Here is a 23656-nt window from a genome sequence, read left to right as displayed (position 1 = left end):
TCTGTTATCGATAAATAAAAATAAAAAAACCGCTTAACAAGCGGTTTTTTTTATAGGTGGAAAAGTTAATTATTATTGAATAATAATACTTACACCACTAAATACAGTTGTTACACCACCAGGGGTTTCAACTTTTATTTCTAATGGTCCACTGGTTGGTTCCGCCTCACCTTTAATCGCAACACTAAATTGGCTACCACCATTACTCGAATCCCCTGGCCATGTATAACTACTGGTACCGACTTCAGATCCAACACTAGCTACAAATGACACAATAGTACCAGCCGGCATAGGTTGGTTATGTAAATCAGCGATAACAACACTAACTGTTCCGGTACTTTCGCCAGCAATATAGAGAGAAATATCGTTTCGGTCAAAGTTTGGTGACGTATCGACAACGGCATCGTTTGTTGCTGTAACGGTTATATATGGTGACGTACCTGACATAATAATAACGGTAGAGCCACGAACATTGGTTGACACTTTTTGCGCTTTTTTGGTCGGATCAGGTTCATCATCTGGATTAGCACAATATTGATTGGCTACCTCGGTACCTGGATTCGTTATATCATTTAAACCACATAAAATACCATTATATACACTATTTTCTATATCAAAAATTCCATTGCTATTAAAGTCAACAAACTCTTCTAACTCACCACCAGCTTGAGTGCTCACTTCTACTGGATTGTATAAATTATCTTCATTATGGTCAACAAAGGCCTCCTTTAGGTCGTAAAGTCTATCGCCAACATCTTTTCCTTGAAACAAAGTGAACTCACTCTCGTCAAAGCGACCATTACTATTTTTATCAGGAAATGACTCTTCACCAATAGCGGTTGCTAATATTGTCACTCTTCCGCCATATTCCTGTCCAAGATAATTATTACCATTTGGCAAAGGTTGGCGAGCACAAAAGATCGCTGGATCATCATTTTCAGCCACACTACAAAAACTACTGGTTAATACTTGTCCCGCTGGACGAGGGTTTTGACTGGTCCACATAACAGAGCATGCACCATTAGTTGTTGTACATGAGGAACCTACAGAACCACCTTCAGTAGTAAAGTTAACAGCGGTTCCATCTGGTACTGGATTATTAAATGCATCAGCCATGCGAACAACAACAGGTACTTCTACACCATCAATGCCCCAAGCTTCAGGGTTTGCGACCCCCCGGGCCAAGCTAAAGCTATCTTGGTCCGGTAAACCCGTTGAAACGACGAGTTGACTGGATTGAGTAAATACAAAAGTGCCACCTAATGACTCTGTCGATGCTGTAACACGCACTGTAGTTGCAACAGAGCCTGAATTAACAACTGTTTGTACTAAACCTTGATCGTTAGTGGTCGCAAAATTTTGACTTAATTTTATACCACCCACATTGGTATTTAAGGAAAAATTCACTCGACGATTATTATAGGGGTTACCATCGGTATCTTTTACTTTGAACATCACCGTTGAACTTTCAGAGCCTCCAACAATACCAGCGCCTATTATACCAATATGCTCTGGCGATGCAGACACATACTCGATACTACCAATGTCAGCAGCTAAAACGCTAACAGATGCTGTTGCTGATAAATTAATGCCCCCAGCATTAGCAGTGACATTAATCGTGTCATCACCTACACACCCCTGTGCTAGATAAGTACTTGTCGCCGCACCATTAGAGGTAGTAATCGGTGTACTTAGTGTAGCGGTTGATTGTGCCGTACACCCAGATGAAAAATTAACATCTACAGGTTCAGTAAATAGATTACCTTGATCATCAACAATTGATACTGAAATAACACTCGTTCCGCCAGCAGAAATATTCGTTAAACTGACATCAGCAACACCTTCTATAAATGGGCTACCTGCTCCCATAATGACAGTTGAAGAACCAACAACAAAAATTGTTTGACCCGATTCTCCACTGGTAATTGATGCAGTAATAGTTCCTGCACCTAAGTTTTCACCCGCATATATATCAACAATCGCTTGATTATTTGCATTTGTGATAGCAGATGGAATAGGTATATCACCTACAGTAGAACTAAAAGTAACAATCAAAGGAGCACTAATACCATCAATTGTCGCAATTATTCTTGCCGGTTTTGATGACGTAACCGTGTCAGTGGCATTGCTATCACCATCTATGAGAGTGACGTTGATATTAATATCACCGACAACACCTATATCATCACCTTGTGTTTTAAAGCCTAATGGTACTAACGAGATCTCACCAGAAGAAAGAGAAGCGGATATCTCACCAGCACCACGAACACTACCTGCTGTGAGGGTAATCGTAGCGATACCATCTTCATTTGTTAAAGCAGAACCAGAAGATGGCGAAAAGGCTCCTAAATTTGTTGCGAAGGTTACCGCTCTGTTTGAAACAGGAGCACTGCCTTGCATTACTGTTGCTGTAACCGTTACCGGTGCAGCACCGGTCACCGTACTATCGGAAATATTGAGTGAAATAGTACTGGCAACAGATCCACCTGCAACCGGAGTTTCCACTCTAGATAAACCGCCATCACCACTACCACCACAACCACTTAGTGCGATAATTAAAATCCAAAAACTCAAACGTTGAAGCAGTGCCATACAAGCATCCCTTAGTATTTTTATTTACATCTCTATTTATAGTAACTTATATTCTAGAAATTTCATTAAAAATAGCGCTATAGTTGCTTTTTAATCAATAGCTTTTTTATCAATGAATTACCTGTTAATCTACTATTCATAATTTATAATAAAAAATAACGTTGCATTTCTTTATGACTGATAAAAAAAAAGCTAGTTTAACCGCTAGAATTGTTACTGGCATGCTTGCCGGTATCGCGGTAGGCGTATCCTTACAATTTCTTATGCCAGACAAATCAGACTTTGTTATCCCACTCTATTTCTTTGAACTTTCATTACGATCATTTTTGGTTGACGGGATTTTTGAAGTCATTGGACAAATTTTCATTTCAAGTTTAAAAATGTTGGTAGTACCACTGGTTTTTGTATCGCTGATTTGTGGGACTTGTTCCTTAAAAGATACCACAAAACTTGGACGTATTGGCGGTAAAGCCATTTCACTCTATTTAATTACAACAGCTATAGCGATTAGCTTTGCAATGTTTTTAGCGTTATTAATAAGCCCTGGCGAAGGGGTCAACATGGCCTCGGACACAACCTTCACTAGTCGTGAAGCGCCTTCTTTAGCGCAAGTCTTTATTCAAATGTTTCCGAGTAATCCGTTTGAAGCTTTTGCAAAAGGCAATATGCTTCAAGTCATTATATTTGCTTTGTTATTTGGTATTGCTATAGCGCTTTCAGGTAAAGCCGGCGAACGTATTGCTAGTTTATTTGAAGACATGAGTACCGTTATCATGCGCTTGGTAACTATATTAATGAACCTTGCTCCTTATGGTGTGTTTTGTTTATTAGCGAGTTTATTCACTGATATGTCACTTAAGGTATTCGGCAACCTAATTGTTTACTTCTTAGTCGTTTTCTTTGCACTAATTTTACATGCTACGGTAACTTATTCTACTATCTTAAAAGTAATGACTGGTTTAAACCCAATTACTTTTTTGAAAAAAATGCGTGATACCGTTATCTTTGCATTTTCAACAGCCAGCAGTAATGCAACCATTCCGGTAACACTTGAAACTGTTACCAAAAAAATGGGTGTTAAAAATTCAATCGCTTCGTTTACCGTACCTCTAGGTGCAACCATTAATATGGATGGCACGGCTATAATGCAAGGCGTAGCTACTGTATTTATTGCGCAAGTGTTTAATGTTGATTTAACATTTAGTCAATATTTAATGGTAATACTTACCGCGACCTTAGCTTCAATTGGCACAGCTGGTGTTCCAGGCGTAGGTTTAATTATGCTAGCTATGGTACTAGATCAAGTAGGTTTACCTGTAGAAGGCATAGGTTTAATTATAGGTGTTGACCGTTTGCTTGATATGACACGAACCGCGGTTAATGTCACGGGTGACAGCATGGTCTCAATTGTTGTCGCTAAATCAGAAAATCAGTTTGATGAAGATATTTTTTATGATGAAAATGCAGGAAGTAAAATTGAGAATATTGATTTTCAAGACTTAGAAAAAAACCAAAGTGGCGATTAGCACTTACAAGACAGAATATTAAACAAAAAAAAGGTGCTTTAAAGCACCTTTTTTATGTTTTGGGTATTTAAAACATTAATACTTATCATACCTTGCTAAGCAAAAACAATATTGCAAGCGCCCTTATAAGCACTATCAAATTTGTACAGATATCACCTTATCAACGGATGTTTACCATACACTATTTGCAATGTCATAGTGGTAATAAACCAAGCGCTGGTGCTAATATTCAAGTTAAATAATACTAATTTCTAGTAGCGTATCACGTTAAACTGAAGCTGGTTTTCGACAGAAAAATAGCTAAAGTTGATACCGACAGCTTAAAGTCGGCTCGATGTCGAGGTGATGTCACCGCCTTGTCGTCACGTATAATACAATGCGGCATTATCATAGAGAATAATCTTAACACATCAGTACAAGGAAAATTAATGGACATTAATAGTGTAAAACTCAGGGAGATGCGCCTTGAAAGGCATTGGTCACAAGAGCAACTCGCTACACTAAGCTCCTTAAACCTTCGGACAATCCAGCGACTTGAATCTGGTGCTAAGGTATCAACAGAGTCTTTACGAGCGCTTGCCGCCGTATTTGAAGTACCTGCAGAGAGATTACTGCTAAATGCCGATAAACCCAGCGAATCTGCCCTCGCATCAATTCACGAAGGTATATTAAAAGGCCTAGAATTTAGTGGATTGACTTCACGCGCAGATTTTTGGTGGCTCGCGCTCGCCATAACGATGCTACTCGCCTTCGCTAAATTACTCGCCGAGGCTTTCGCTAGTCCGCTGCCAATGCAAATTGCCTCATTACTAGTTTTACTGCCGTGGGTCGCTGCATGTACTCGACGTCTGCGTGACGCTGGGCTAAGTATTTGGTGGCAGCTAATAAGCTTAGCGCCAGTCGCCGGTATTATTATACTGCTCTACTTACTCACCTACAAAACTCAATCAAAAGAGCCCGATGAGGATCACCCTAAGTGATTTCAGCGCAATTTAGTATTGTTCCATACTCGTGCTAAGGACAACCCCGAATAACCACTATAAAAAAATGCGACTAAGATGACTAAGCAAGATATTATATCAGCTATAAAAAAACCTGAGTAGCTACTCAGGTTTTTGTGTTTTAACGACGCTTTTATTGTTACTAATCAGTCAATAATGGCTCAAATGATTTAACTAAATCGTCAATTGATTTCATTTGCTGTAAGTAAGGCTCAAGTTTATCAAGCGGCAACGCACAAGGGCCATCGCATTTAGCGTTATTAGGATCAGGGTGTGATTCTATAAATAAACCTGCTAAACCTAATGCCATACCACTACGCGCTAATTGTGCAGCTTTAGCACGACGACCACCTGCAGAATCAGCTCGGCCACCCGGCTGCTGTAAAGCATGAGTGGCATCGAATATGACTGGCGCATAATCTTTCATTTCATCCATCGCTAGCATATCAACAACAAGATTATTGTAACCATAACAACTACCGCGCTCGCAAAGAATAACTTGCTCATTGCCTGCTTCTGCGAATTTATTAATAATATGACGCATTTCATGTGCTGCTAAGAACTGTGGCTTTTTAACATTAATAATCGCATTGGTTTTTGCCATAGCAACCACTAGGTCTGTTTGGCGCGCTAAAAATGCCGGTAATTGAATAATATCAACCACCTCGGCTACAGGTTGCGCTTGATGTATTTCATGCACGTCGGTAATGATAGGTACGTTGAAGGTCGACTTTATTTCTTCAAATATTCTCAGACCTTCCTCTAAACCTGGTCCTCGGTATGAATGAACAGACGAACGGTTCGCTTTATCAAAAGATGCTTTGAATACGTAAGGAATATTGAGCTTTTGTGTCACTTCTACGTAGTGCTCTGCAATGCTCATCGCTAAATCACGTGACTCTAATACATTCATACCACCAAATAAAACAAACGGTTTATCGTTAGCGATTTCAATATCGTATTTAGTCAATTTAATTGAAGTTATTGTCATAATTTTTCCAAAATAAAGTCTGGAGCTAACAAACGATTAGCTACCAATAATTCTTAATAACTGGCCACATAACCAAGCCATATAAGTACCTAAAGCATAACCTAACACCGCCAGTAGTACACCAACCGGCGCTAAAGAAGGATGAAATGCTGATGCGATAACGGGCGCAGAAGCAGCACCACCGATATTGGCTTTACTGCCAACAGCTAGATAGAAGATCGGTGCTTTAATCATTTTGCCAACAATAAGCAGTAAAGCAACGTGGACTAACATCCAGATAACTCCAATGGCTATGTATTTGGGTGACTCAACAATTTGAGTAACGTCCATATGCAAACCTATTGTCGCGACTAATACATATAATAAGCTACTACCAACTTTCGAAGCTCCTACGGCTTCAAGTTTTCTTACTTTAGTAAACGACAATGCTAATCCTATCGTAGTCACTAAGACGATTATCCAGAATAGTTTTGAATGTAAGCTAAATTTTTCTAATTCAGGAAAGTTTGTCTGAAAATAAGGGACTAAAAAGTCAGCGGCAAAATGTGCTAAACCAGCAGCGCCAAAACCTACCGCTATAATCATCATAAAGTCTTTTAGTAACGGCAACTTGATATTTTCACGTTGAGCAGACTCTACTTTATCAATTAATCTATCAATTGCTGAAGTGTCAGCGCCACTCTTCGCATCAATACGCTTATGGTTTGCTGCTAAATAAAGTAATACCGCCATCCACAAGTTGGCTACAACAATATCAACGGTCACCATAATGGTGAATATTTTGCCATCAGCGCCATAAATTTCTTTCATCGCCAACATATTTGCGCCGCCACCAATCCAACTCCCCGCAAGCGCAGCCATACCACGCCAAACAGCTTCAGGACCAGTTACACCAAGTAATTCAGGCCAAATAGCAGAAATAACTAAGAGCGCAATTGGGCCGCCAATAACCACACCAACCGTGCCGGTTAAAAACATAATAATCGCTTTATTACCAAGACCAACAATTGCTTTTATGTCGATGCTCAAAGTGAGTAAAACCAAACAAGCCGGCAATAAATAATACTTGGCGACTTCGTCTACTTGACTCAATTCTGCACTAACAATGCCAAAAGTGTTTAGCAAAGAGGGTAATAGGTAGCACATAAGTAATGCTGGCACGTATTTATAGAACTTCTTAAATGCGGGGTGTTCACTATTTGAAGTATAAAAAACGAATCCAAGTATTAGTGCGAGTAACCCCATAACCGTGGCGTCATTCGTGATAAAAGGTGTATTGTTGATAATTTGATCTTCCATTGATTAACCTTGTTATTTTTATTTGATTTATTGGTTTTATTTGTAAACTACAGCCTTATTTCTAAGGCTTATTAATGTAATACCGTATCAGCTATAGTGATTTTGTCCAATTGCATTTTTAATAATTGCGCAGCAGGATCTTTTGGACATTTATCGACAAAATATTGGTAATCATCGTAAGCGACTTTAAAACAATCGAGTTGATGCAACAAAAAACCTCGGTCGCGACGCTCAAACGGATCTTCTGGGCGTAACGCTATTAATATATCAACACACTTTAATGCTTGAGCAAACTGCCCTTCGCGGATCAAAGCATTTTTCAATGAGCTAACGTGCTTAACAATTAAGCTTAACCTTGAAATATCTTCAATTTGGTCGCTTTGTGGATCGCCATCAAGTTCATCCATACATAAATCAAGCTCCTGCCAATTTAAAGACTCTCCAGTAATGGGATCAAAAACAATCGCATAAACATCATCACAGACGACGCGAATCATATTTTTCTTTGGTACGTACACCACATCAGCTTCAAAACCACAAAGACGAAATATATGGCAAAGCACTATACTTTTTAGCGCTGGGGCCATTAATTTAAAATCGAGTCCACTTTGTAACTTATGAGCACTAACGGGCCAAAAATCACGTTGATTATCAATAAAAAGTTGCCCAATGAAAAGTTCGTTGATTAATTGCTCAGCTTTTTCAAGATACTCTTCTGTATCAGAAATTAATTCTGAACATTGTTCAACTATTTGACTAAGGTTTGTTGGCTCAAAGTCACTATCACCAAAAACAACTTCTTCAATAAGTACAAAAGCTTCAATAAGTGATTTATCGTCATCATTGAGCTCGGAAAATAATAATTCATTCATGCTGTAATTTTTAATTGCTGACTCTATTTATAGTTATTGCTTATTTCAGGGTATATTTATTATAAAAATATCGTTTGTTTTGTTGTCGCTATTCGCACCACTAACATAATCCAGCCCATAGCTGCTAAATAACCTATCACTTGCATCATTCGGTTACGAGCTAACTTCAACGTATAATAGCCGGTAAAAATATAAAAAATAATGGCAAGTAACTTTTCGCCTAGCCATAAATATTCTATTGGATTTATCGCTAACTTGACAGCCAGACCAACACCTAATAGTAATAAAAAAGTGTCAACGATATGAGGGCTGATTTTCAACCATTTTTTATCTAATTGTGCTGAATTCATCAAGGTTAATGCAAACCGGTAGGTGAACAATATAATGCTTATTGCCGCCAGAGTCATATGTAAATGTTTCATGCAAAAACCTTATATTTATCTTCATTGTTCTTGTTGTACATAAATACAGCAAGTAACTCGGTCATTTCCGCCGTAATCTTTAAATGTTTCAATCGACTGATAACCCAATTGCTTTAATATATCGCTAACGCCAGCCGCTTGTTCAAAGCCATGTTCAAAATAGAGTGCACCATTATGGGTTAAATAACCTTGTGCGTCTTTGGCAATACGTTTGATATCTGCAAAACCATTATCCCGAGCAACCAGAGCAGATAGCGGTTCAAACCTGACATCGCCTGCAATTAAATGCTGATCGGCTTCATCTATATAAGGGGGGTTGCTAACGATAATATTAAACTTTTTATCTACAGCTACATTAGAGAACCAATCACTTTGATAAAGCTCTACCTGTGGTAACTGTAACCGTTGAGCATTTTTTTTAGCTAAACTAATCGCAGCGTCACTAAAATCAATGCCGTGAATTTGCCACTGCTTTTGTTCTGAAGCAAGCGACAGAGCAATAGCTCCGGTACCCGTACCGAGATCCAAGCACGATAAATCACTTGCTAGATGGCGCGCTAAAATATGTTCGACCAGTAACTCTGTATCTGGACGAGGAATTAAGGTTGCTGGTGATACGTAAAAAGGCAGTGACCAGAATTCACGTTCTTGTGTAATATAAGCAATAGGCTCGCCTTGCAAACGGCGCTCAAATAAAGCTAAAAAAGCGTGGAATTCATGCTCTGCTAACTTTTTGTCAGGCCAAGTTAACAAATAACTTGTTTCTTTATTTAAAACAAAGGCAAGTAGGATTTTACAATCGAGTTTTGCGCTATCAGAAAAGGCAGCGAGTAACTGCTGCCCTTGATTAATTATTTCAGCAAAACTCTGCTGGCAATATGTTATTGACGGTTTTAAGGATTCGCTCAAACCAATAACTAGTTTTGCTCAGCAAGAGCCGCAAGTAAATCGGCTTGATTTTCTAACATAATAGGCTCTAGGACCAAATGCAAGTTACCTTCAAGGACTTCGTTCAAACGATATAAAGTCAAGTTAATACGGTGGTCCGTCATACGTCCTTGCGGATAGTTGTAAGTACGAATTCGTTCTGAACGATCACCACTTGCCACTAAATTACGACGTGAAGACTCTTCTTCACTGCGGCGTTTTTCATCTTCTGCTTGTTGTAAGCGAGCTTGTAATACCGACATCGCTTGCGCACGGTTTTTATGCTGAGAGCGTTGTTCTTGACACTCGACAACTACGCCTGTTGGAATATGGGTAATACGAATGGCAGAATCAGTTTTGTTAACGTGCTGTCCACCCGCACCTGATGCGCGAAAAGTGTCAACTTTTAAATCTGCTTTATTAATTTCAATCGCGTCAGCTTCTGGTATCTCAGGCATAACAACAACGGTACAAGCAGAAGTATGCACTCGACCTTGAGATTCAGTTTCAGGAACACGTTGCACACGATGACCACCAGACTCGAACTTCATTTGTCCGTAGACGCCTTCTCCAAGCACTTTGAAAATGACTTCTTTATAGCCACCTTGTTCACTTTCATTGGTGTTCATAACTTCAATACGCCAGCCTTTCTTTTCACAGTAACGGCTATACATGCGGTATAAGTCGCCAGCAAAAATTGCCGCTTCATCACCACCGGCTCCTGCACGTAATTCAACAAAACAGTTATTGTTGTCGTTTGGATCTTTAGGTAATAGTAAAATTTGTAATTGATCGGCTAATTCTTCAATGGTTTTCTTAGCTGATTTAAATTCTTCTTGCGCCATTTCACGCATTTCAGGGTCTTCATCTTTTAGCATTTCTTCAGCTAAAGCAAAGTCTTCTTCTGCGCTTTGGTAGTCATTAAACACACTAGTGACTGCTTCTAATTGAGAAAACTCTTTTGATAAGGCAATAAATTTTTCTTGATCTGAAAGTGTTCCAGGATCAGAAAGCAAGGCTTGAACTTCTTCAAAGCGCTCGACTAATATTTCAAGTTTTTGATAAACAGATTTATTCATTAAGAAATCTTATAATTAGGAAACAGCGGATAAAAATTGGTGATGTGCAGTTTAAAGGGTTAGTTGAGCACTTTCAATCAAAGGTGTAAAAAAGCTGTAAATACCCAGCTAAGCTCAAATGTTCATCAAAATACGGTTTGGGTGTGTTGTAAGGTCGAGACCGTTATTTAATGTTATAAATATCGCGTAAGTATACCAATTTATCTAATTCGCCACCTTGGGCCGCCGATTGAATAGCGCTAGTGGGTGCATGCATAAATTTATTGGTCAACTTAGTGGCTAACTCAGCCAAAATAGCTTCTGGTGACTTATTACCCTGCAGTTGTAACAATGCTTTATCAAGTAACAGATCGCGATGTTCTAAACACTGTTTACGGTAATCTATAACGGTATCTTGGGTATTTAAGCCACGAAGCCATGACATAAACACATCAGATTGAGTAGAAACTATTGCCTCAGCTTGAACAGCTTCTTTGCGACGATTAGCTAAATTTTTCGCGATAATGCCTTGTAAATCATCGACCGTATATAGAAAAACATCTTCTAGATCACCAACCTGTTCTTCGATATCACGAGGAACCGCTAAATCAACCATAAAAATAGGACGATGCTTACGCTTTCCTAATGCGTGTTCAACCATACCTTTACCTATAATGGGTAAAGTACTACCGGTTGAACTAATAACAATATCGGCGTCAGCCATTTTGTCAGGGATTTGCGCCAAGGTAATAACGTCAGCGCCAATAGCACCAGCCATTGCTTCTGCACGGGCAATTGTGCGGTTAGCAACAGTTATTTTACCCACTTTATTCTCGTATAAATGTTTAGCAACCAGTTCAATAGTTTCACCGGCCCCCACTAATAGTACTTTTACATTTTCAAGACTGGCAAAAATATGTTTTGCTAGATTTACCGATGCAAAAGCAACCGAAACCGCACTCGCGCCAATTTCAGTTTCAGTGCGAACTTGTTTAGCAACACCAAAAGTACGTTGAAATAAACGGTCCATGACTAAAGACATAGAACCAGCAGCTTTCGCTTGGCTATAGGCTTGCTTCATTTGACCTAAGATTTGCGGTTCGCCTAAAACTAAAGAGTCTAAGCCACAAGCAACCCGCATCATGTGGTTAACGGCCTGTTGATCAGTATGCCAATATAAACTTGGCGTAATAGTTGAAGCAGGAACATTGTGATGTTTTTCTAACCAGCGGACAACTTTTTCTTGGGTAACCCTTACATCGCCTTCTTGAACTAAATACAGCTCTGTACGATTACATGTTGATAAAATAGCCGCTTCACGACATTCTACGTTTCCAAGTAATTCAGTTAATGCCACACTTAAATTGTCGGGATTAAAAGAGATTTTTTCTCTCACGGCAACAGGGGCAGTTTTGTGATTGATTCCAACAGCAACTATAGACATAACGGAACGATTCAGCCTTTTTAAGACGATTAATATAAGAAATAAAAATTATCGATAGCAATTTTTTTTCCATTAATCTTTTTATTAACGACATTATTAATCAAGTTTTATAAAAAACCTATGATCTATGATAAATAATGATGTTAATTTTACGAAAAATCGCAGAAAATTAAAAGCATCAAATACGCGATAACGCAATATTATGGCGATTAACTCAATAATAATGGTTTATATGAATAAAATTACCTTATCGCTGCCACTCTTTTTCAGTTTTTTACTGATATTTCTATCTGGTTGTAGTTCTTTAACGAATAACCATCAGCAAATTACTGAACATCAAAACATTACCGAGCGCACTAAAAAGCTCACAGCAATGTCGAATTGGAAAATAAAAGGGAAAATGGGCATAATCAGCCCTAAAGAGCGTCATAGCTTAACATTAAATTGGCATTACCAAGGAGATAAAAATCGCCAGATGCTAAATTTAACCACAGTGCTAGGTATTCAAGTTTTTACTTTAGAGTCGGTCAATAATATGCATGTTATTAATGTCGATGGTGAGCGCTACCAAAGCCCTGATTTAAACTCCCTGCTTGCTTCGTTAACAGGTTTTACATTACCGACACACGCGATGACTTTCTGGTTAAAAGGCTTACCTTATTTAGCTAGTGATAAAATAACCTATAACGAAACAACACAATTACCCCAAACATTGACCAGCTACTCTGGTGAAAAAAAATGGTTTATTAAGTATAGTGGCTATCAACAAGTAGACCAATATCAATTAGCAACGAAGTTCACCATAAAACAAGATAACATCACCATTAAAATTAATGTTCATCAATGGGACGTGACAAGTAATGACTAAGACTAACCAGCAATTTTATAGTTTTCCTGCACCGGCAAAGCTTAATTTATTCCTCCATATTATTGGTCAACGCAACGACGGCTATCATCAGTTAGAAACTATTTTTCAATTTTTAGATCACAGCGACACCATAGAAATAAGAAAGACTCAGGGTAATAGTATTGAATTACTCACGCCGATTGATGGTGTATTACATGAAGATAACTTAATTGTAAAAGCAGCTCGGTTACTACAAAACTACCTATTAAAAAATCCGACTACTTTTAATAACGTATATTTAGGTGCACAAATAAAAATAACAAAAATTCTCCCTATGGGGGGTGGATTAGGTGGCGGGTCATCCAACGCCGCGACTATTTTATTGGCATTAAATACTTTGTGGCAGGCCAACTTGTCTACCACCGAGCTAGCAAAACTTGGCCTATCGCTAGGTGCTGACGTACCGATTTTTATTCATGGTTTTTCTGCTTTTGCTGAAGGTGTTGGTGAAGAACTCACTGCTGTTTATCCTCAAGAAAGCTGGTTTTTAGTCAGTAAACCTGATGTCAGTATTTCTACTGCCAGTATTTTTACTGATGCTGACTTAACTCGCAATACGGCAAAAGTTAATTTAAATGATGATATTAGTAAGTTAGACATAGACTTATGCCACAATGACTGCCAGACGTTAGTAATAAAAAAGTATCCCGAGGTTGCCAAGTTACTGGCTTGGTTGGTAGAATACGCCCCGTCTCGAATGACTGGTACCGGAGCGTGTATTTTTTCTCGTTTTGATACTGAGCAAGAGGCTTGTCGCATCCAGTCATTACTTCCTAATGGAATAATTTCTTTTGTGGCAAAAGGTGTCAATACATCTCCATTACGCAATGCCATTAACAACTTAGTAACATTGCAAGTAGAAAATGCAGAATATTAATACCATTGAGAATTTATTTTCATAAAAATGCCAAGAACCACTGGAAAAAATTTAATAATTTGCTGATAGTAAACTCAAGGTTTACTAATAGCGTAACTTAAAATGTCAATAGTTTCCGAGGAACTGACCGTGCCTGACATGAAAATATTTACGGGTAATGCCACCCCTGAACTGGCCAAGAAAGTAGCTGATCGTTTGTATATGACTTTAGGCGATGCCAAAGTCGGTAGTTTTAGCGACGGTGAAATCAGTGTTGAAATTAACGAAAACGTACGCGGTGCGGATGTTTTTATTATTCAATCAACTTGTGCGCCAACGAATAATAACCTAATGGAATTAATTGTGATGATTGACGCATTACGACGAGCATCTGCTGGTCGTATTACTGCAGTTATTCCATATTTTGGTTATGCTCGCCAAGATAGACGTGTACGTAGTGCTCGTGTACCAATTACTGCGAAAGTTGTCGCTGACTTTTTATCAAGTGTTGGTGTTGACCGAGTATTAACGGTTGACCTACACGCTGAGCAAATTCAGGGTTTCTTCGATGTACCGGTAGATAACGTATTTGGCACACCTATTTTACTTGAAGATATGCTTTCTCGTGATCTAGATAACCCGATTGTAGTTTCTCCTGATATTGGTGGTGTTGTTCGCGCTCGTGCCGTAGCTAAATTACTCAATGAAGCCGATCTTGCTATCATCGATAAGCGTCGTCCAAAAGCCAATGTTGCACAAGTTATGCACATCATTGGTGATGTTGCTGACCGCGACTGTATTATTGTCGACGACATGATAGATACTGGTGGCACATTAGCAAAAGCGGCTGAAGCATTAAAAGCACATGGCGCTAAACGCGTTATTGCTTATGCTACTCATCCAGTTCTTTCTGGTAATGCTGCGCAAAACCTAAGAGATTCTGTTATTGATGAGTTAGTGGTAACAGATTCAATACCACTTACCGACGAAATTAAAGCGCTTGGTATTGTTCGTCAACTTACTTTAAGCGGTATGTTGTCTGAAGCGATTCGCCGTGTGTGTAACGAAGAATCTATTTCAGCAATGTTTGACAGTTAAGCATTCCTGATAAAAGAACTTCATAAATAATAAAGCCCCGAGTCATATTTTGACTCGGGGCTTTTTTATTTAACACAACACTGGAGCTACGCTCGCTTAATTCTTTTGTCAGACGTTGACTATTTCTCTAAAACATCCGCTAAAGCCGCTAAACATAAAGTCACATTTTCAGTTCTTGCCGCATAGCCCATTAAACCAATGCGCCATGCTTTACCAGCAAAACCACCTAGGCCAGCGCCAATTTCTAAATTATATTCATTAAGTAAGGTTTGGCGAACAGCTGCATCATCAACGCCTTGAGGAATCAATACCGTATTTAATTGTGGTAAACGGTATTGCTCTTCAACAACAAACGCTATGCCTAGTTTTTCTAATCCCGTTTTTAATTTCAGGTGTTGGTTTTTATGGCGTTGCCACGCATTTTCTAAACCTTCATCTTGCAACATCACTAAAGATTCATGCAAAGCATAGAGAGAATTCACCGGTGCCGTATGATGATAACTACGTTTACCTGTACCGCCCCAATAGCCCATAACCAAAGATAAATCTAAAAACCAACTGGGCACTTTAGACTTTCTACTTGTTAATTTTTCAACGGCTTTAGTACTAAAGCTAATCGGTGATATGCCGGGCACACACGATAAACATTTTTGACTACCCGAATAAATAGCATCGATTCCCCAATCATCAACCTTTAGTTCAACTCCGCCTAATGAGGTCACTGCATCGACGATAGAAAGCGCTGAATTTTCTTGAGCTATGGCACATAAGGCTTTTGCATCAGACAATACACCAGTAGATGTTTCAGCATGAACAAAGGCTAAAAATTTAACATCACTATTGTCTTTAAAAGCTTGTTTTACTTTATTGACATCGACAGGCGTTCCCCACTCATCGTTTATAACGATGGCTTGAGCCCCTATGCGTTGAACATTTTCCACCATACGCGAACCAAAAACACCATTTACACAAACAATCACTTTTTCGCCTGGTTCAACTAAGTTAACAAAACAAGTTTCCATACCTGCCGAGCCTGGCGCTGAAACCGCCATCGTTAATTCATTCTTGGTTTGAAATGCGTATTGTAGTAATGATTTAATTTCGTCCATCATCTGCACAAACTCTGGATCTAAATGACCAATGGTCGGACGACCTAAAGCAGATAAAACACGGGGTGAAACATCACTAGGACCGGGGCCCATTAAAGTACGAGGAGTTGGATAGAAAGATGTAATTGTCATAGTTAATTCTCTTATCGACATTAGGCATTAGAAGTTATGAGGCACATATACCCGCTCAATTTCAGGACGCAGGTTGCTAGAGTGTATTTTGAATGGTAACGGGTCTACCCCCTAAATTTCAATAAAAAATTATCTATAACGGTCATTTAGCCCAATGATACCCATAATAAGGAGCCATTATTAATAGTTTATTAATCATATTAACGTTGGATATGTTTAAGTTGAGGTGTTATTATGCCGCGCCTTTTATGATGATTGAATTATTTTTATTGTTGTAAAGGTTCATTGTTGTTTTTGGTCGCAAAAAACAACTCAACTAACTCTTTAATATTAGGTATTAAAAAATGACTGATTTATTTACTTTAGAAGCTGAAGTTCGTACTGACCTAGGGAAAGGTGCGAGCCGCCGCCTACGTCACGCAAACAAAGTTCCTGCAATTTTATACGGTGAAGGCCAAGAGCCGATTTCTTTAACGTTAGAGCACAAAAATGTTTACCGTGCACAACAAGAAGAAGCATTCTACTCTCACGTTTTAACTGTAAACATCGACGGTAAGCCAGTTGAGTGTCTTTTAAAAGACATGCAACGTCATCCGTTCAAGCAACTTGTAATGCATTTAGATTTTTTACGCATTGATGCATCTCATGCAGTTCACGTTAACGCTCCTATTCACTTCCTTAACGAAGAAGAAGCAGAGAAAAAAGGTGGCAACATTACTCACCAGATTAACGAAATTGCGATTAGCTGTTTACCTGCTGACATTCCAGAATTCATCGAAGTTGATGTTGCTGATTTAGAAGTTGGTCAAACATTGCATTTATCAGACGTTACTTTGCCTAAAGGCGTAACATCTGACGAATTAGCAAAAGGCGAAGATCATGATCAAGCTGTTGTTTCATTAAATGCACCGAAAGGCGTAACTGAAGAAACTGATGAAGCTGAAGAAACTGAAGCTACTGAATAATCATTAAGTATAAGCTTAAATGACTATTCAACTAGTTGTGGGCCTGGGTAATCCAGGCCCCGAATATACAAAAACTCGTCATAATGCCGGAGTTTGGTTCGTCGAAGAACTTGCTTCTCGCTACAACATCTCCCTCAGACCAGAAAAAAAATATTTCGGACTTTACGGCAAAGGCCTAATAGGTAACGAAGTTGTTCATTTGCTTGTTCCAACAACGTTTATGAATAGAAGTGGTCAGTCTGTAGCGCCTCTTGCAAATTTTTTCCGTATTCCCGTCGATAATATCCTTGTTGCTCATGATGAGTTAGACATGGAACCGGGCGTCTGTAAAATTAAAAAGGGTGGCGGGCACGGTGGACATAACGGCTTACGCGATATTATTTCGTGTCTGGCTAATAACAAAGAATTTTATCGGTTACGCATTGGTATAGGCCACCCAGGTCATAGAGATCGCGTTACCGGACATGTACTTGGCAAAGCACCAGCTATTGACCAAGACAAAATAGATCAAGCGATTGATGAAGCAAGCCGATGTATCGACATCTGGCAAACAGACGATTTAAAGAAAGCTCAAAATCGTTTGCATTCATTCAAGCCGCTATAACTAAACTTTTAAAACAATTTTGCAACACAATTAAGGTATTATCATGGGATTCAAATGCGGTATTGTTGGCTTGCCCAACGTAGGTAAATCAACACTTTTCAATGCATTAACAAAAGCAGGTATTGAAGCAGCTAATTTTCCATTTTGTACTATTGAGCCGAATACGGGTGTAGTACCCGTGCCCGACCCTCGTTTAGATGCATTAGCCAAAATTGTAAACCCTGAACGCGTTCTAGCAACTACTATGGAATTTGTTGATATTGCTGGTTTAGTGGCTGGCGCTTCAAAAGGTGAAGGTTTAGGAAATAAATTTCTTGCTAACATTCGTGAAACCGATGCAATTGGTCACGTTGTGCGTTGTTTTGATAATGACAACATTATTCATGTTGCCAATAAGGTTAGCCCTAGTGATGACATAGAAGTGATCAATACTGAGCTGGCTTTGTCTGATATGGACACAGCGGAACGAGCAATTTTCCGCTTAGCGAAGAAAGCCAAAGGTGGCGATGCAGACGCTAAATTTGAAATGCCGGTATTAGAAAAGATATTAAAGCATGTTGAAGAAGGACATATGATACGTTCTTTAACATTGTCTAAAGAAGAAAAAGCAGCGGTAGACTACTTAAACTTTTTAACACTAAAGCCGACCATGTATATCGCGAATGTGAATGATGATGGTTTTGAAAATAATCCTTACCTAGATCAAGTTCAAGCAATTGCTGATGCCGAAGGTGCCATCGTTGTTGCTGTTTGTGCTGAAATTGAAAGTGAATTGTCTGAAATGGATGATGAAGACCGTGTTGAATTTATGGCTGACCTTGGACTAGAAGAACCTGGGCTTAATCGTGTTATTAATGCTGGTTATTCTTTGCTTCACTTGCAAACTTATTTTACGGCAGGTGTAAAAGAAGTACGTGCATGGACAGTAAAGCAAAATGCTACTGCTCCACAAGCTGCGGGTGTTATTCATACCGATTTTGAAAAAGGCTTTATTCGTGCAGAAGTTATTGCCTATGATCACTTTATCGAATTTAATGGCGAGTCAGGGGCTAAAGAGGCCGGTAAATGGCGTTTAGAAGGTAAAGAGTACCGTGTTAAAGATGGTGATGTGGTTCACTTCAGATTTAACGTGTAATGTTTACGCTTTAACGCGAAAAAATTAAATAGTAAAAGGAGCTTCGGCTCCTTTTTTGTCTTTAAAAATAAGTTATTACTCGTCATTCAAGTTTAAAAAAATGACTGCAAAAGAAAAAGATATAAATAATAAACAATGAAAACAATAGACTACTTAATTTAAAAAATTTAAAAATATCTTGTTTTATTTCTAAAATATACCACAATTATCATAATACCAATCTGATATAAGTTAAAATTATCAACGTCAGACCAATAACCTATTACTTTAATAAACAATAAAAAGGCAGACCATGAAAAAAACACTCCTACTTGCTAGCTTAATTGCCGCTTCAGTAACTTTTGCCCCTGTGACTAAAGCCGATAATATATCTCTTCGTATTTGTGAATACGTTGCGGCTAATGATAAGAACCGCTTACGTTCATTTATGAAACAAAATAAATTAAAAATTCGTGCACTTTTTGGTAGTATCGAATGTAACGGCCAAAATTTATTAGTTTTTGCTGCATCTAATAGCGCTTTAGAAACAGGTGAATTTATTATTGGTAAAGTTCCTTCAAAAGAAGTTGCTAAACATATCGCCGATATTGGTAAATACTCAAAACATTTAGAAGAAGAAGCAAAAGAACGCGTAAAATAATCATAAGTTGATATCTACGCTTCTTTAAAATAAAGCAAGAACTTAGCGTTCTTGTTTTTATTTTAAAGAGATTGCGCTTTCCTAGAATATTAAACGCCCAATTTGTAGACTAAACAAGCAAACAGAAAGAAATTAGCATTTATTATAAAAAAACGGTTGACGTAGCCTAAGCAGATTTGCATAATACGCGCCACTTGCTGAGAGGCAATACGGAAAGGCTACATAGCTCAGCTGGTTAGAGCACATCACTCATAATGATGGGGTCCCAGGTTCAAATCCCGGTGTAGCCACCATTTAACTCTTAGTAGTGAAAGAAGTATTAGAAGAAATGCGGGTTTGGCGGAATTGGTAGACGCGCTGGATTTAGGTTCCAGTATCGAAAGATGTGAGAGTTCAAGTCTCTTGACCCGTACCATTCTAACTAACAGTTATCATCATGATATTTGTTAGAAAGTAAGTAACATTGCAGGGGTATAGCCAAGCGGTAAGGCAGCTGGTTTTGATCCAGTCATTCAGAGGTTCAAATCCTCTTACCCCTGCCACTTTCTTGTTTAACATTCCTTTTTTAAAACTCAATCAGTCTTTATTAAAACTAATATTAAACATTATAAGTGTCATATTTACTTGTTATTTAGAATACCTACAGGGGTATAGCCAAGCGGTAAGGCAGCTGGTTTTGATCCAGTCATTCAGAGGTTCAAATCCTCTTACCCCTGCCACTTTATTGTTTAATATTCCTTTTTTAAAACGTAATTAGTCTTTATTAAAAAAATAGTAAACATTACTGAGTGACATAATAATTATTTGAAATATCTACAAGGCTATTAACGCTTAGTAGTATTAGAAGCAATGCGGGTTTGGCGGAATTGGTAGACGCGCTGGATTTAGGTTCCAGTATCGAAAGATGTGAGAGTTCAAGTCTCTTGACCCGTACCATTCTAACTAACAGATATCATCATGATAGTTGTTAGAAAATAAGTAACATTACAGGGGTATAGCCAAGCGGTAAGGCAGCTGGTTTTGATCCAGTCATTCAGAGGTTCAAATCCTCTTACCCCTGCCATTCTTTTTGAATCTTACCTTAAACACCCAATAAATATTATCTTAAGACTTAATCTCTTACTGCATTGAAAAATTTCTTTTAAGATCCATTATCACTTCAACTTATACACCACAAGCGTAAGCTAAAGCCTTATTTTTCAAAAAAGGTATCTTATTTGCCATTGTCAGCCCTATGTTTCGAAAGAGTTTAATAGCTGGTGATGGGTGGCTAAACGTTGCATACAGTGAATCCATCGTTGTCATCATCAATAGATTGTCTATTCGTCGCTTAGATTCGTAACGTGATAAAACCTCAGGCAAGTGCCAACACTCATTATTACCAATGGCACTGGCTATGACGGTTTGTAAAGCCTTAACATCTTTAAAGCCAAGATTTACTCCCTGCCCTGCCATGGGGTTAATGGTGTGCGCTGCATCACCTAATAATAATACTCGACCTTTTTGATAAGTATTAGCATGTCGACGAGTCAGTGGAAATGCCCCTTTATTAATAACCTTTATTTGACCTATTCGTTGTGGAAATTTTTCAATGATTTCACTTTGCAGTTGTTCATTAGATAAAGCCGACAACCTTTTTATCTCGTTTTTTTGATGATACCAAACCAAGGAAGCATAACCACCTAATTGACTTTCTCCTGGCAGCGGTAAGAAAGCAATTGGGCCAGTCTGAAAAAATTGTTGCCAGGTAATATCTTGTTGTAAATGTTGAGTTTCAACATTAATAAGCATTGCTGATTGCTGATAATCCCAACCCGTTATACCTATATGAGCTAGTTTTCTTACCTGTGAATGAGCGCCATCAGCCGCAATTAATATTTGAGTGGTAATTTTTTCTATTTCGCCACACTCTTTTTCAGGCGGTTTAATTGCCAAGCTTACTGCGATTTCATTTTGATGTTCAGTAAAGCTCTCTAAACTCGCTGGTGCAAATAAAGTCACCTTACTGTGAGTTTTAATTTGCTGCCATAAGGCAAGCTGAACTAAGCGATTTTCAATAATATGGCCAAGATGAGATTGCCCAATGTCATCGGCGTTAAACTCGGTATAACTTGTCTGATTTTCCCAAACACCTAATCGTTTATAAGGACACATTCGCCATTGTTTTAATTGTGGCCAAGCCCCCAATTGTGTCAACAAATGCTCAGAAGCAAGCGATATAGCTGAAACACGTAAATCTAGTGCCTGTGTTTCATTAAAACAGACGGGTTGCTTTGGTTCGACAATAGCCACAGTTAACCCTAAGTTTGCCAAAGATAACGCACTAGCAGCGCCGACCATACCACCACCGACCACTACACAATCAAAATTGCTCATAAAATTTACACTTTTTATTTAATGATTTTTCAAAGTTATTCTAACCAACCTATATCAGTTATACGAATATTATTAATGGTTGCGGTCAATAATTGAGATCAGATAGACCCGCGCCACTTAAAGTTGAATCGGGTACTGGCGTCAAGCGTCAAGAAGGAGTAAAATATGCATCCTTAAATTGAACTAACTGCGAAGCAATAAATTTCATGTTAGTTTGTCTAAATTTTTAAATATTTAATGAGTGGAAAGTTAATGAGTAAAAAGCTATATATCAAAACTTGGGGTTGCCAAATGAACGAGTATGACTCGCAGAAAATGGCCGAATTATTAGATTCAACGCATGGTTTTGTATTGGCTGACGAAGCTGAAGATGCTGATGTCATCTTATTAAACACTTGTTCTATACGCGAAAAGGCACAAGAAAAGGTTTTTCATCAGCTAGGGCGTTGGAAACATCTAAAAGATAATAAACCCGGTTTATTAATTGGTGTTGGTGGCTGTGTTGCTTCTCAAGAAGGTGATGCTATTCGCCAGCGTGCGCCTTATGTTGATATGGTTTTTGGCCCACAAACATTGCACCGCCTACCTGAAATGATCCAACAAGTTACTGGTGATCATAATCCTGTTGTTGATGTTAGCTTTCCTGAAATTGAAAAGTTTGATCGTCTTCCTGAACCTAAAGCTGATGGCGCTAGCGCTTTTGTGTCGATTATGGAAGGCTGTAGTAAATACTGTACCTTCTGTGTTGTACCTTACACTCGTGGTGAAGAAGTCAGTCGTCCACTTGACGATGTATTATATGAAATAGCTCAACTTGCTGCACAAGGTGTACGAGAAGTTAATTTATTAGGACAAAACGTTAATGGCTATCGTGGTATTACGCACGATGATGAAATTTGTCGCTTTTCAGAATTGTTGCGTTTGGTTGCTACTGTTGACGGCATTGACCGTATTCGCTATACAACATCACATCCGATTGAATTTACCGATGATATCATTGAGGTCTACAAAGACGTTCCTGAATTAGTGAGTCACCTACATTTACCGGTACAAAGTGGCTCAGATAGAATTTTAACGCAAATGAAACGTGGTCATACTGCATTAGAATATAAATCACAAATTCGAAAATTAAAGAAAGCACGTCCAGATATTTGCATGAGTTCAGATTTCATTATTGGTTTTCCTGGTGAGTCGGATGCTGACTTCCAAGCAACAATGGATTTAATTAAAGCGGTAGATTTCGATTTAAGCTTTAGTTTTATTTACAGTGCGCGCCCTGGTACACCGGCAGCAGATATGATTGATGATATTTCTGATATCACTAAAAAAGAACGTTTAAAAGTGCTTCAAGACCAAATTACCCATCAAGCATTACGTATTGCACGTCAAATGTTGAATACAGAACAACGTATTCTTGTTGAAGGTCCTTCAAAGAAAAATCCGATGGAATTACGCGGTAAAACAGAAAATAACCGCACGGTTAATTTTGTTGCTCCTCACACGGTTATTGGTCAATTTGTTGATATTAAAATTACTGATGTTTATGCTAACTCGCTGCGCGGTGAATTAGTGCGCGAAGAAAGTGAAATGGGCTTGCGCATTGCGTATTCTCCACAAGACATCCTAGCGAACAGTCATCATACTAGCAAAAGTAGTAACATCGACGAGTTAGGTGTTGGTAGTTTTACGCCTTAATAATTAA

The 23656-nt window shown here is 38.5% G+C and carries 20 protein-coding genes and 6 tRNA genes; 16 read left to right on the top strand and 10 right to left on the bottom strand.

Annotated features, from left to right (window positions below):
• Positions 1-72: 72 nt before the first annotated feature.
• On the bottom strand, positions 73-2592 hold the full coding sequence (locus H4J75_RS16075) for a hypothetical protein (RefSeq protein WP_182222693.1): 2520 nt from the start codon (positions 2590-2592) through the stop codon (positions 73-75).
• 173 nt (positions 2593-2765) lie between these two features.
• Between H4J75_RS16075 and H4J75_RS16070 the strand changes: the two genes are divergently transcribed.
• Together H4J75_RS16070 and H4J75_RS16065 are read left to right on the top strand one after the other, a co-directional pair.
• A complete protein-coding gene (locus tag H4J75_RS16070; protein ID WP_070376166.1) occupies positions 2766-4118 on the top strand; it encodes a dicarboxylate/amino acid:cation symporter in 1353 nt (450 codons plus the stop codon).
• Positions 4119-4546: 428 nt separating this feature from the next.
• Positions 4547-5098: a DUF805 domain-containing protein gene (locus tag H4J75_RS16065; RefSeq protein WP_182215466.1), complete on the top strand. Its 552-nt coding sequence runs from the start codon at positions 4547-4549 to the stop codon at positions 5096-5098.
• 163 nt (positions 5099-5261) lie between these two features.
• On the opposite strand, the gene kdsA is transcribed toward H4J75_RS16065, so the two are convergent.
• The 7 genes from kdsA to hemA all read right to left on the bottom strand — a co-directional run bounded on the left by kdsA (position 5262) and on the right by hemA (position 12132).
• The gene (gene kdsA / locus H4J75_RS16060; RefSeq protein ID WP_182222692.1) at positions 5262-6110 is read right to left on the bottom strand and encodes a 3-deoxy-8-phosphooctulonate synthase; all 849 of its coding nucleotides are present in this window, start codon (positions 6108-6110) and stop codon (positions 5262-5264) included.
• Between the two features lie 36 nt (positions 6111-6146).
• On the bottom strand, positions 6147-7409 hold the full coding sequence (locus tag H4J75_RS16055) for a DUF819 domain-containing protein (RefSeq protein ID WP_070376163.1): 1263 nt from the start codon (positions 7407-7409) through the stop codon (positions 6147-6149).
• A 71-nt stretch (positions 7410-7480) separates the two neighbouring features.
• Complete coding sequence (locus tag H4J75_RS16050; RefSeq protein WP_070376162.1) at positions 7481-8281, bottom strand: SirB1 family protein; 801 nt, start codon at positions 8279-8281, stop codon at positions 7481-7483.
• Between the two features lie 59 nt (positions 8282-8340).
• Positions 8341-8703 (bottom strand): SirB2 family protein, encoded by a 363-nt coding sequence (locus H4J75_RS16045; protein WP_182222691.1) that lies wholly within the window; start codon positions 8701-8703, stop codon positions 8341-8343.
• Between the two features lie 21 nt (positions 8704-8724).
• A complete protein-coding gene (gene prmC, locus H4J75_RS16040) occupies positions 8725-9612 on the bottom strand; it encodes a peptide chain release factor N(5)-glutamine methyltransferase (protein ID WP_220465342.1) in 888 nt (295 codons plus the stop codon).
• Between the two features lie 8 nt (positions 9613-9620).
• Complete coding sequence (prfA, locus tag H4J75_RS16035; RefSeq protein ID WP_070376160.1) at positions 9621-10709, bottom strand: peptide chain release factor 1; 1089 nt, start codon at positions 10707-10709, stop codon at positions 9621-9623.
• 163 nt (positions 10710-10872) lie between these two features.
• Entirely contained in the window at positions 10873-12132 is a 1260-nt protein-coding gene (hemA, locus tag H4J75_RS16030) for a glutamyl-tRNA reductase (protein ID WP_070376159.1), read from the bottom strand.
• 232 nt (positions 12133-12364) lie between these two features.
• On the opposite strand from hemA, the gene lolB reads away from it, so the two are divergent.
• The 3 genes from lolB (at position 12365) to H4J75_RS16015 (ending at position 14993) form a co-directional block, all read left to right on the top strand.
• Positions 12365-13000 (top strand): lipoprotein insertase outer membrane protein LolB, encoded by a 636-nt coding sequence (gene lolB / locus H4J75_RS16025; RefSeq protein WP_182222690.1) that lies wholly within the window; start codon positions 12365-12367, stop codon positions 12998-13000.
• Complete coding sequence (gene ispE, locus H4J75_RS16020; RefSeq protein WP_182222689.1) at positions 12993-13916, top strand: 4-(cytidine 5'-diphospho)-2-C-methyl-D-erythritol kinase; 924 nt, start codon at positions 12993-12995, stop codon at positions 13914-13916. The genes lolB and ispE overlap by 8 nt, the downstream gene beginning before the upstream one ends.
• Positions 13917-14045: 129 nt before the next feature.
• Positions 14046-14993, top strand: a complete 948-nt coding sequence (locus tag H4J75_RS16015; RefSeq protein ID WP_070376156.1) for a ribose-phosphate pyrophosphokinase — start codon at positions 14046-14048, stop codon at positions 14991-14993.
• Positions 14994-15112: 119 nt separating this feature from the next.
• Here the strand turns inward: H4J75_RS16015 and H4J75_RS16010 are convergent, their stop codons facing one another.
• Positions 15113-16234, bottom strand: a complete 1122-nt coding sequence (locus tag H4J75_RS16010) for an alanine--glyoxylate aminotransferase family protein (RefSeq protein WP_182215473.1) — start codon at positions 16232-16234, stop codon at positions 15113-15115.
• Positions 16235-16578: 344 nt separating this feature from the next.
• Between H4J75_RS16010 and H4J75_RS16005 the strand changes: the two genes are divergently transcribed.
• The 10 genes from H4J75_RS16005 (at position 16579) to H4J75_RS15960 (ending at position 20641) form a co-directional block, all read left to right on the top strand.
• Positions 16579-17199, top strand: a complete 621-nt coding sequence (locus H4J75_RS16005) for a 50S ribosomal protein L25/general stress protein Ctc (protein ID WP_182215475.1) — start codon at positions 16579-16581, stop codon at positions 17197-17199.
• Between the two features lie 19 nt (positions 17200-17218).
• The gene (gene pth / locus H4J75_RS16000; protein ID WP_182215476.1) at positions 17219-17803 is read left to right on the top strand and encodes an aminoacyl-tRNA hydrolase; all 585 of its coding nucleotides are present in this window, start codon (positions 17219-17221) and stop codon (positions 17801-17803) included.
• Positions 17804-17846: 43 nt separating this feature from the next.
• The gene (gene ychF, locus H4J75_RS15995) at positions 17847-18938 is read left to right on the top strand and encodes a redox-regulated ATPase YchF (protein ID WP_070376152.1); all 1092 of its coding nucleotides are present in this window, start codon (positions 17847-17849) and stop codon (positions 18936-18938) included.
• 292 nt (positions 18939-19230) lie between these two features.
• Positions 19231-19578 (top strand): DUF3718 domain-containing protein, encoded by a 348-nt coding sequence (locus tag H4J75_RS15990; RefSeq protein WP_182222688.1) that lies wholly within the window; start codon positions 19231-19233, stop codon positions 19576-19578.
• Positions 19579-19794: 216 nt separating this feature from the next.
• A tRNA-Met gene (locus H4J75_RS15985) sits at positions 19795-19871 on the top strand.
• Positions 19872-19908: 37 nt separating this feature from the next.
• Positions 19909-19993 (top strand) — tRNA-Leu (locus tag H4J75_RS15980).
• Positions 19994-20045: 52 nt separating this feature from the next.
• Positions 20046-20120 (top strand) — tRNA-Gln (locus H4J75_RS15975).
• 102 nt (positions 20121-20222) lie between these two features.
• Positions 20223-20297: transfer RNA gene (locus H4J75_RS15970), tRNA-Gln, on the top strand.
• Positions 20298-20429: 132 nt separating this feature from the next.
• Positions 20430-20514, top strand: a tRNA-Leu gene (locus tag H4J75_RS15965).
• Between the two features lie 52 nt (positions 20515-20566).
• Positions 20567-20641: transfer RNA gene (locus H4J75_RS15960), tRNA-Gln, on the top strand.
• A 101-nt stretch (positions 20642-20742) separates the two neighbouring features.
• On the opposite strand, the gene H4J75_RS15955 is transcribed toward H4J75_RS15960, so the two are convergent.
• Positions 20743-21954 (bottom strand): FAD-dependent monooxygenase, encoded by a 1212-nt coding sequence (locus tag H4J75_RS15955; RefSeq protein WP_182222687.1) that lies wholly within the window; start codon positions 21952-21954, stop codon positions 20743-20745.
• Between the two features lie 252 nt (positions 21955-22206).
• Between H4J75_RS15955 and miaB the strand changes: the two genes are divergently transcribed.
• On the top strand, positions 22207-23649 hold the full coding sequence (gene miaB, locus H4J75_RS15950) for a tRNA (N6-isopentenyl adenosine(37)-C2)-methylthiotransferase MiaB (RefSeq protein ID WP_182215480.1): 1443 nt from the start codon (positions 22207-22209) through the stop codon (positions 23647-23649).
• The last annotated feature ends 7 nt before the right edge of the window (positions 23650-23656 follow it).

It is taken from the genome of Colwellia sp. BRX10-1 (assembly GCF_014077545.1).
In the GTDB taxonomy this organism is placed as follows: domain Bacteria; phylum Pseudomonadota; class Gammaproteobacteria; order Enterobacterales; family Alteromonadaceae; genus Colwellia_A.
This window is presented reverse-complemented; position numbering and strand designations above follow the sequence as displayed.

Coding starts and splice junctions, on each gene's coding strand:
- H4J75_RS16075 (WP_182222693.1), bottom strand. CDS start 2,592: ATGGCACTGCTTCAACGTTTGAGTTTTTGGATTTTAATTATCGCACTA.
- H4J75_RS16070 (WP_070376166.1), top strand. CDS start 2,766: ATGACTGATAAAAAAAAAGCTAGTTTAACCGCTAGAATTGTTACTGGC.
- H4J75_RS16065 (WP_182215466.1), top strand. CDS start 4,547: ATGGACATTAATAGTGTAAAACTCAGGGAGATGCGCCTTGAAAGGCAT.
- kdsA (WP_182222692.1), bottom strand. CDS start 6,110: ATGACAATAACTTCAATTAAATTGACTAAATACGATATTGAAATCGCT.
- H4J75_RS16055 (WP_070376163.1), bottom strand. CDS start 7,409: ATGGAAGATCAAATTATCAACAATACACCTTTTATCACGAATGACGCC.
- H4J75_RS16050 (WP_070376162.1), bottom strand. CDS start 8,281: ATGAATGAATTATTATTTTCCGAGCTCAATGATGACGATAAATCACTT.
- H4J75_RS16045 (WP_182222691.1), bottom strand. CDS start 8,703: ATGAAACATTTACATATGACTCTGGCGGCAATAAGCATTATATTGTTC.
- prfA (WP_070376160.1), bottom strand. CDS start 10,709: ATGAATAAATCTGTTTATCAAAAACTTGAAATATTAGTCGAGCGCTTT.
- hemA (WP_070376159.1), bottom strand. CDS start 12,132: ATGTCTATAGTTGCTGTTGGAATCAATCACAAAACTGCCCCTGTTGCC.
- lolB (WP_182222690.1), top strand. CDS start 12,365: ATGAATAAAATTACCTTATCGCTGCCACTCTTTTTCAGTTTTTTACTG.
- ispE (WP_182222689.1), top strand. CDS start 12,993: ATGACTAAGACTAACCAGCAATTTTATAGTTTTCCTGCACCGGCAAAG.
- H4J75_RS16010 (WP_182215473.1), bottom strand. CDS start 16,234: ATGACAATTACATCTTTCTATCCAACTCCTCGTACTTTAATGGGCCCC.
- H4J75_RS16005 (WP_182215475.1), top strand. CDS start 16,579: ATGACTGATTTATTTACTTTAGAAGCTGAAGTTCGTACTGACCTAGGG.
- pth (WP_182215476.1), top strand. CDS start 17,219: ATGACTATTCAACTAGTTGTGGGCCTGGGTAATCCAGGCCCCGAATAT.
- ychF (WP_070376152.1), top strand. CDS start 17,847: ATGGGATTCAAATGCGGTATTGTTGGCTTGCCCAACGTAGGTAAATCA.
- H4J75_RS15990 (WP_182222688.1), top strand. CDS start 19,231: ATGAAAAAAACACTCCTACTTGCTAGCTTAATTGCCGCTTCAGTAACT.
- H4J75_RS15955 (WP_182222687.1), bottom strand. CDS start 21,954: ATGAGCAATTTTGATTGTGTAGTGGTCGGTGGTGGTATGGTCGGCGCT.
- miaB (WP_182215480.1), top strand. CDS start 22,207: ATGAGTAAAAAGCTATATATCAAAACTTGGGGTTGCCAAATGAACGAG.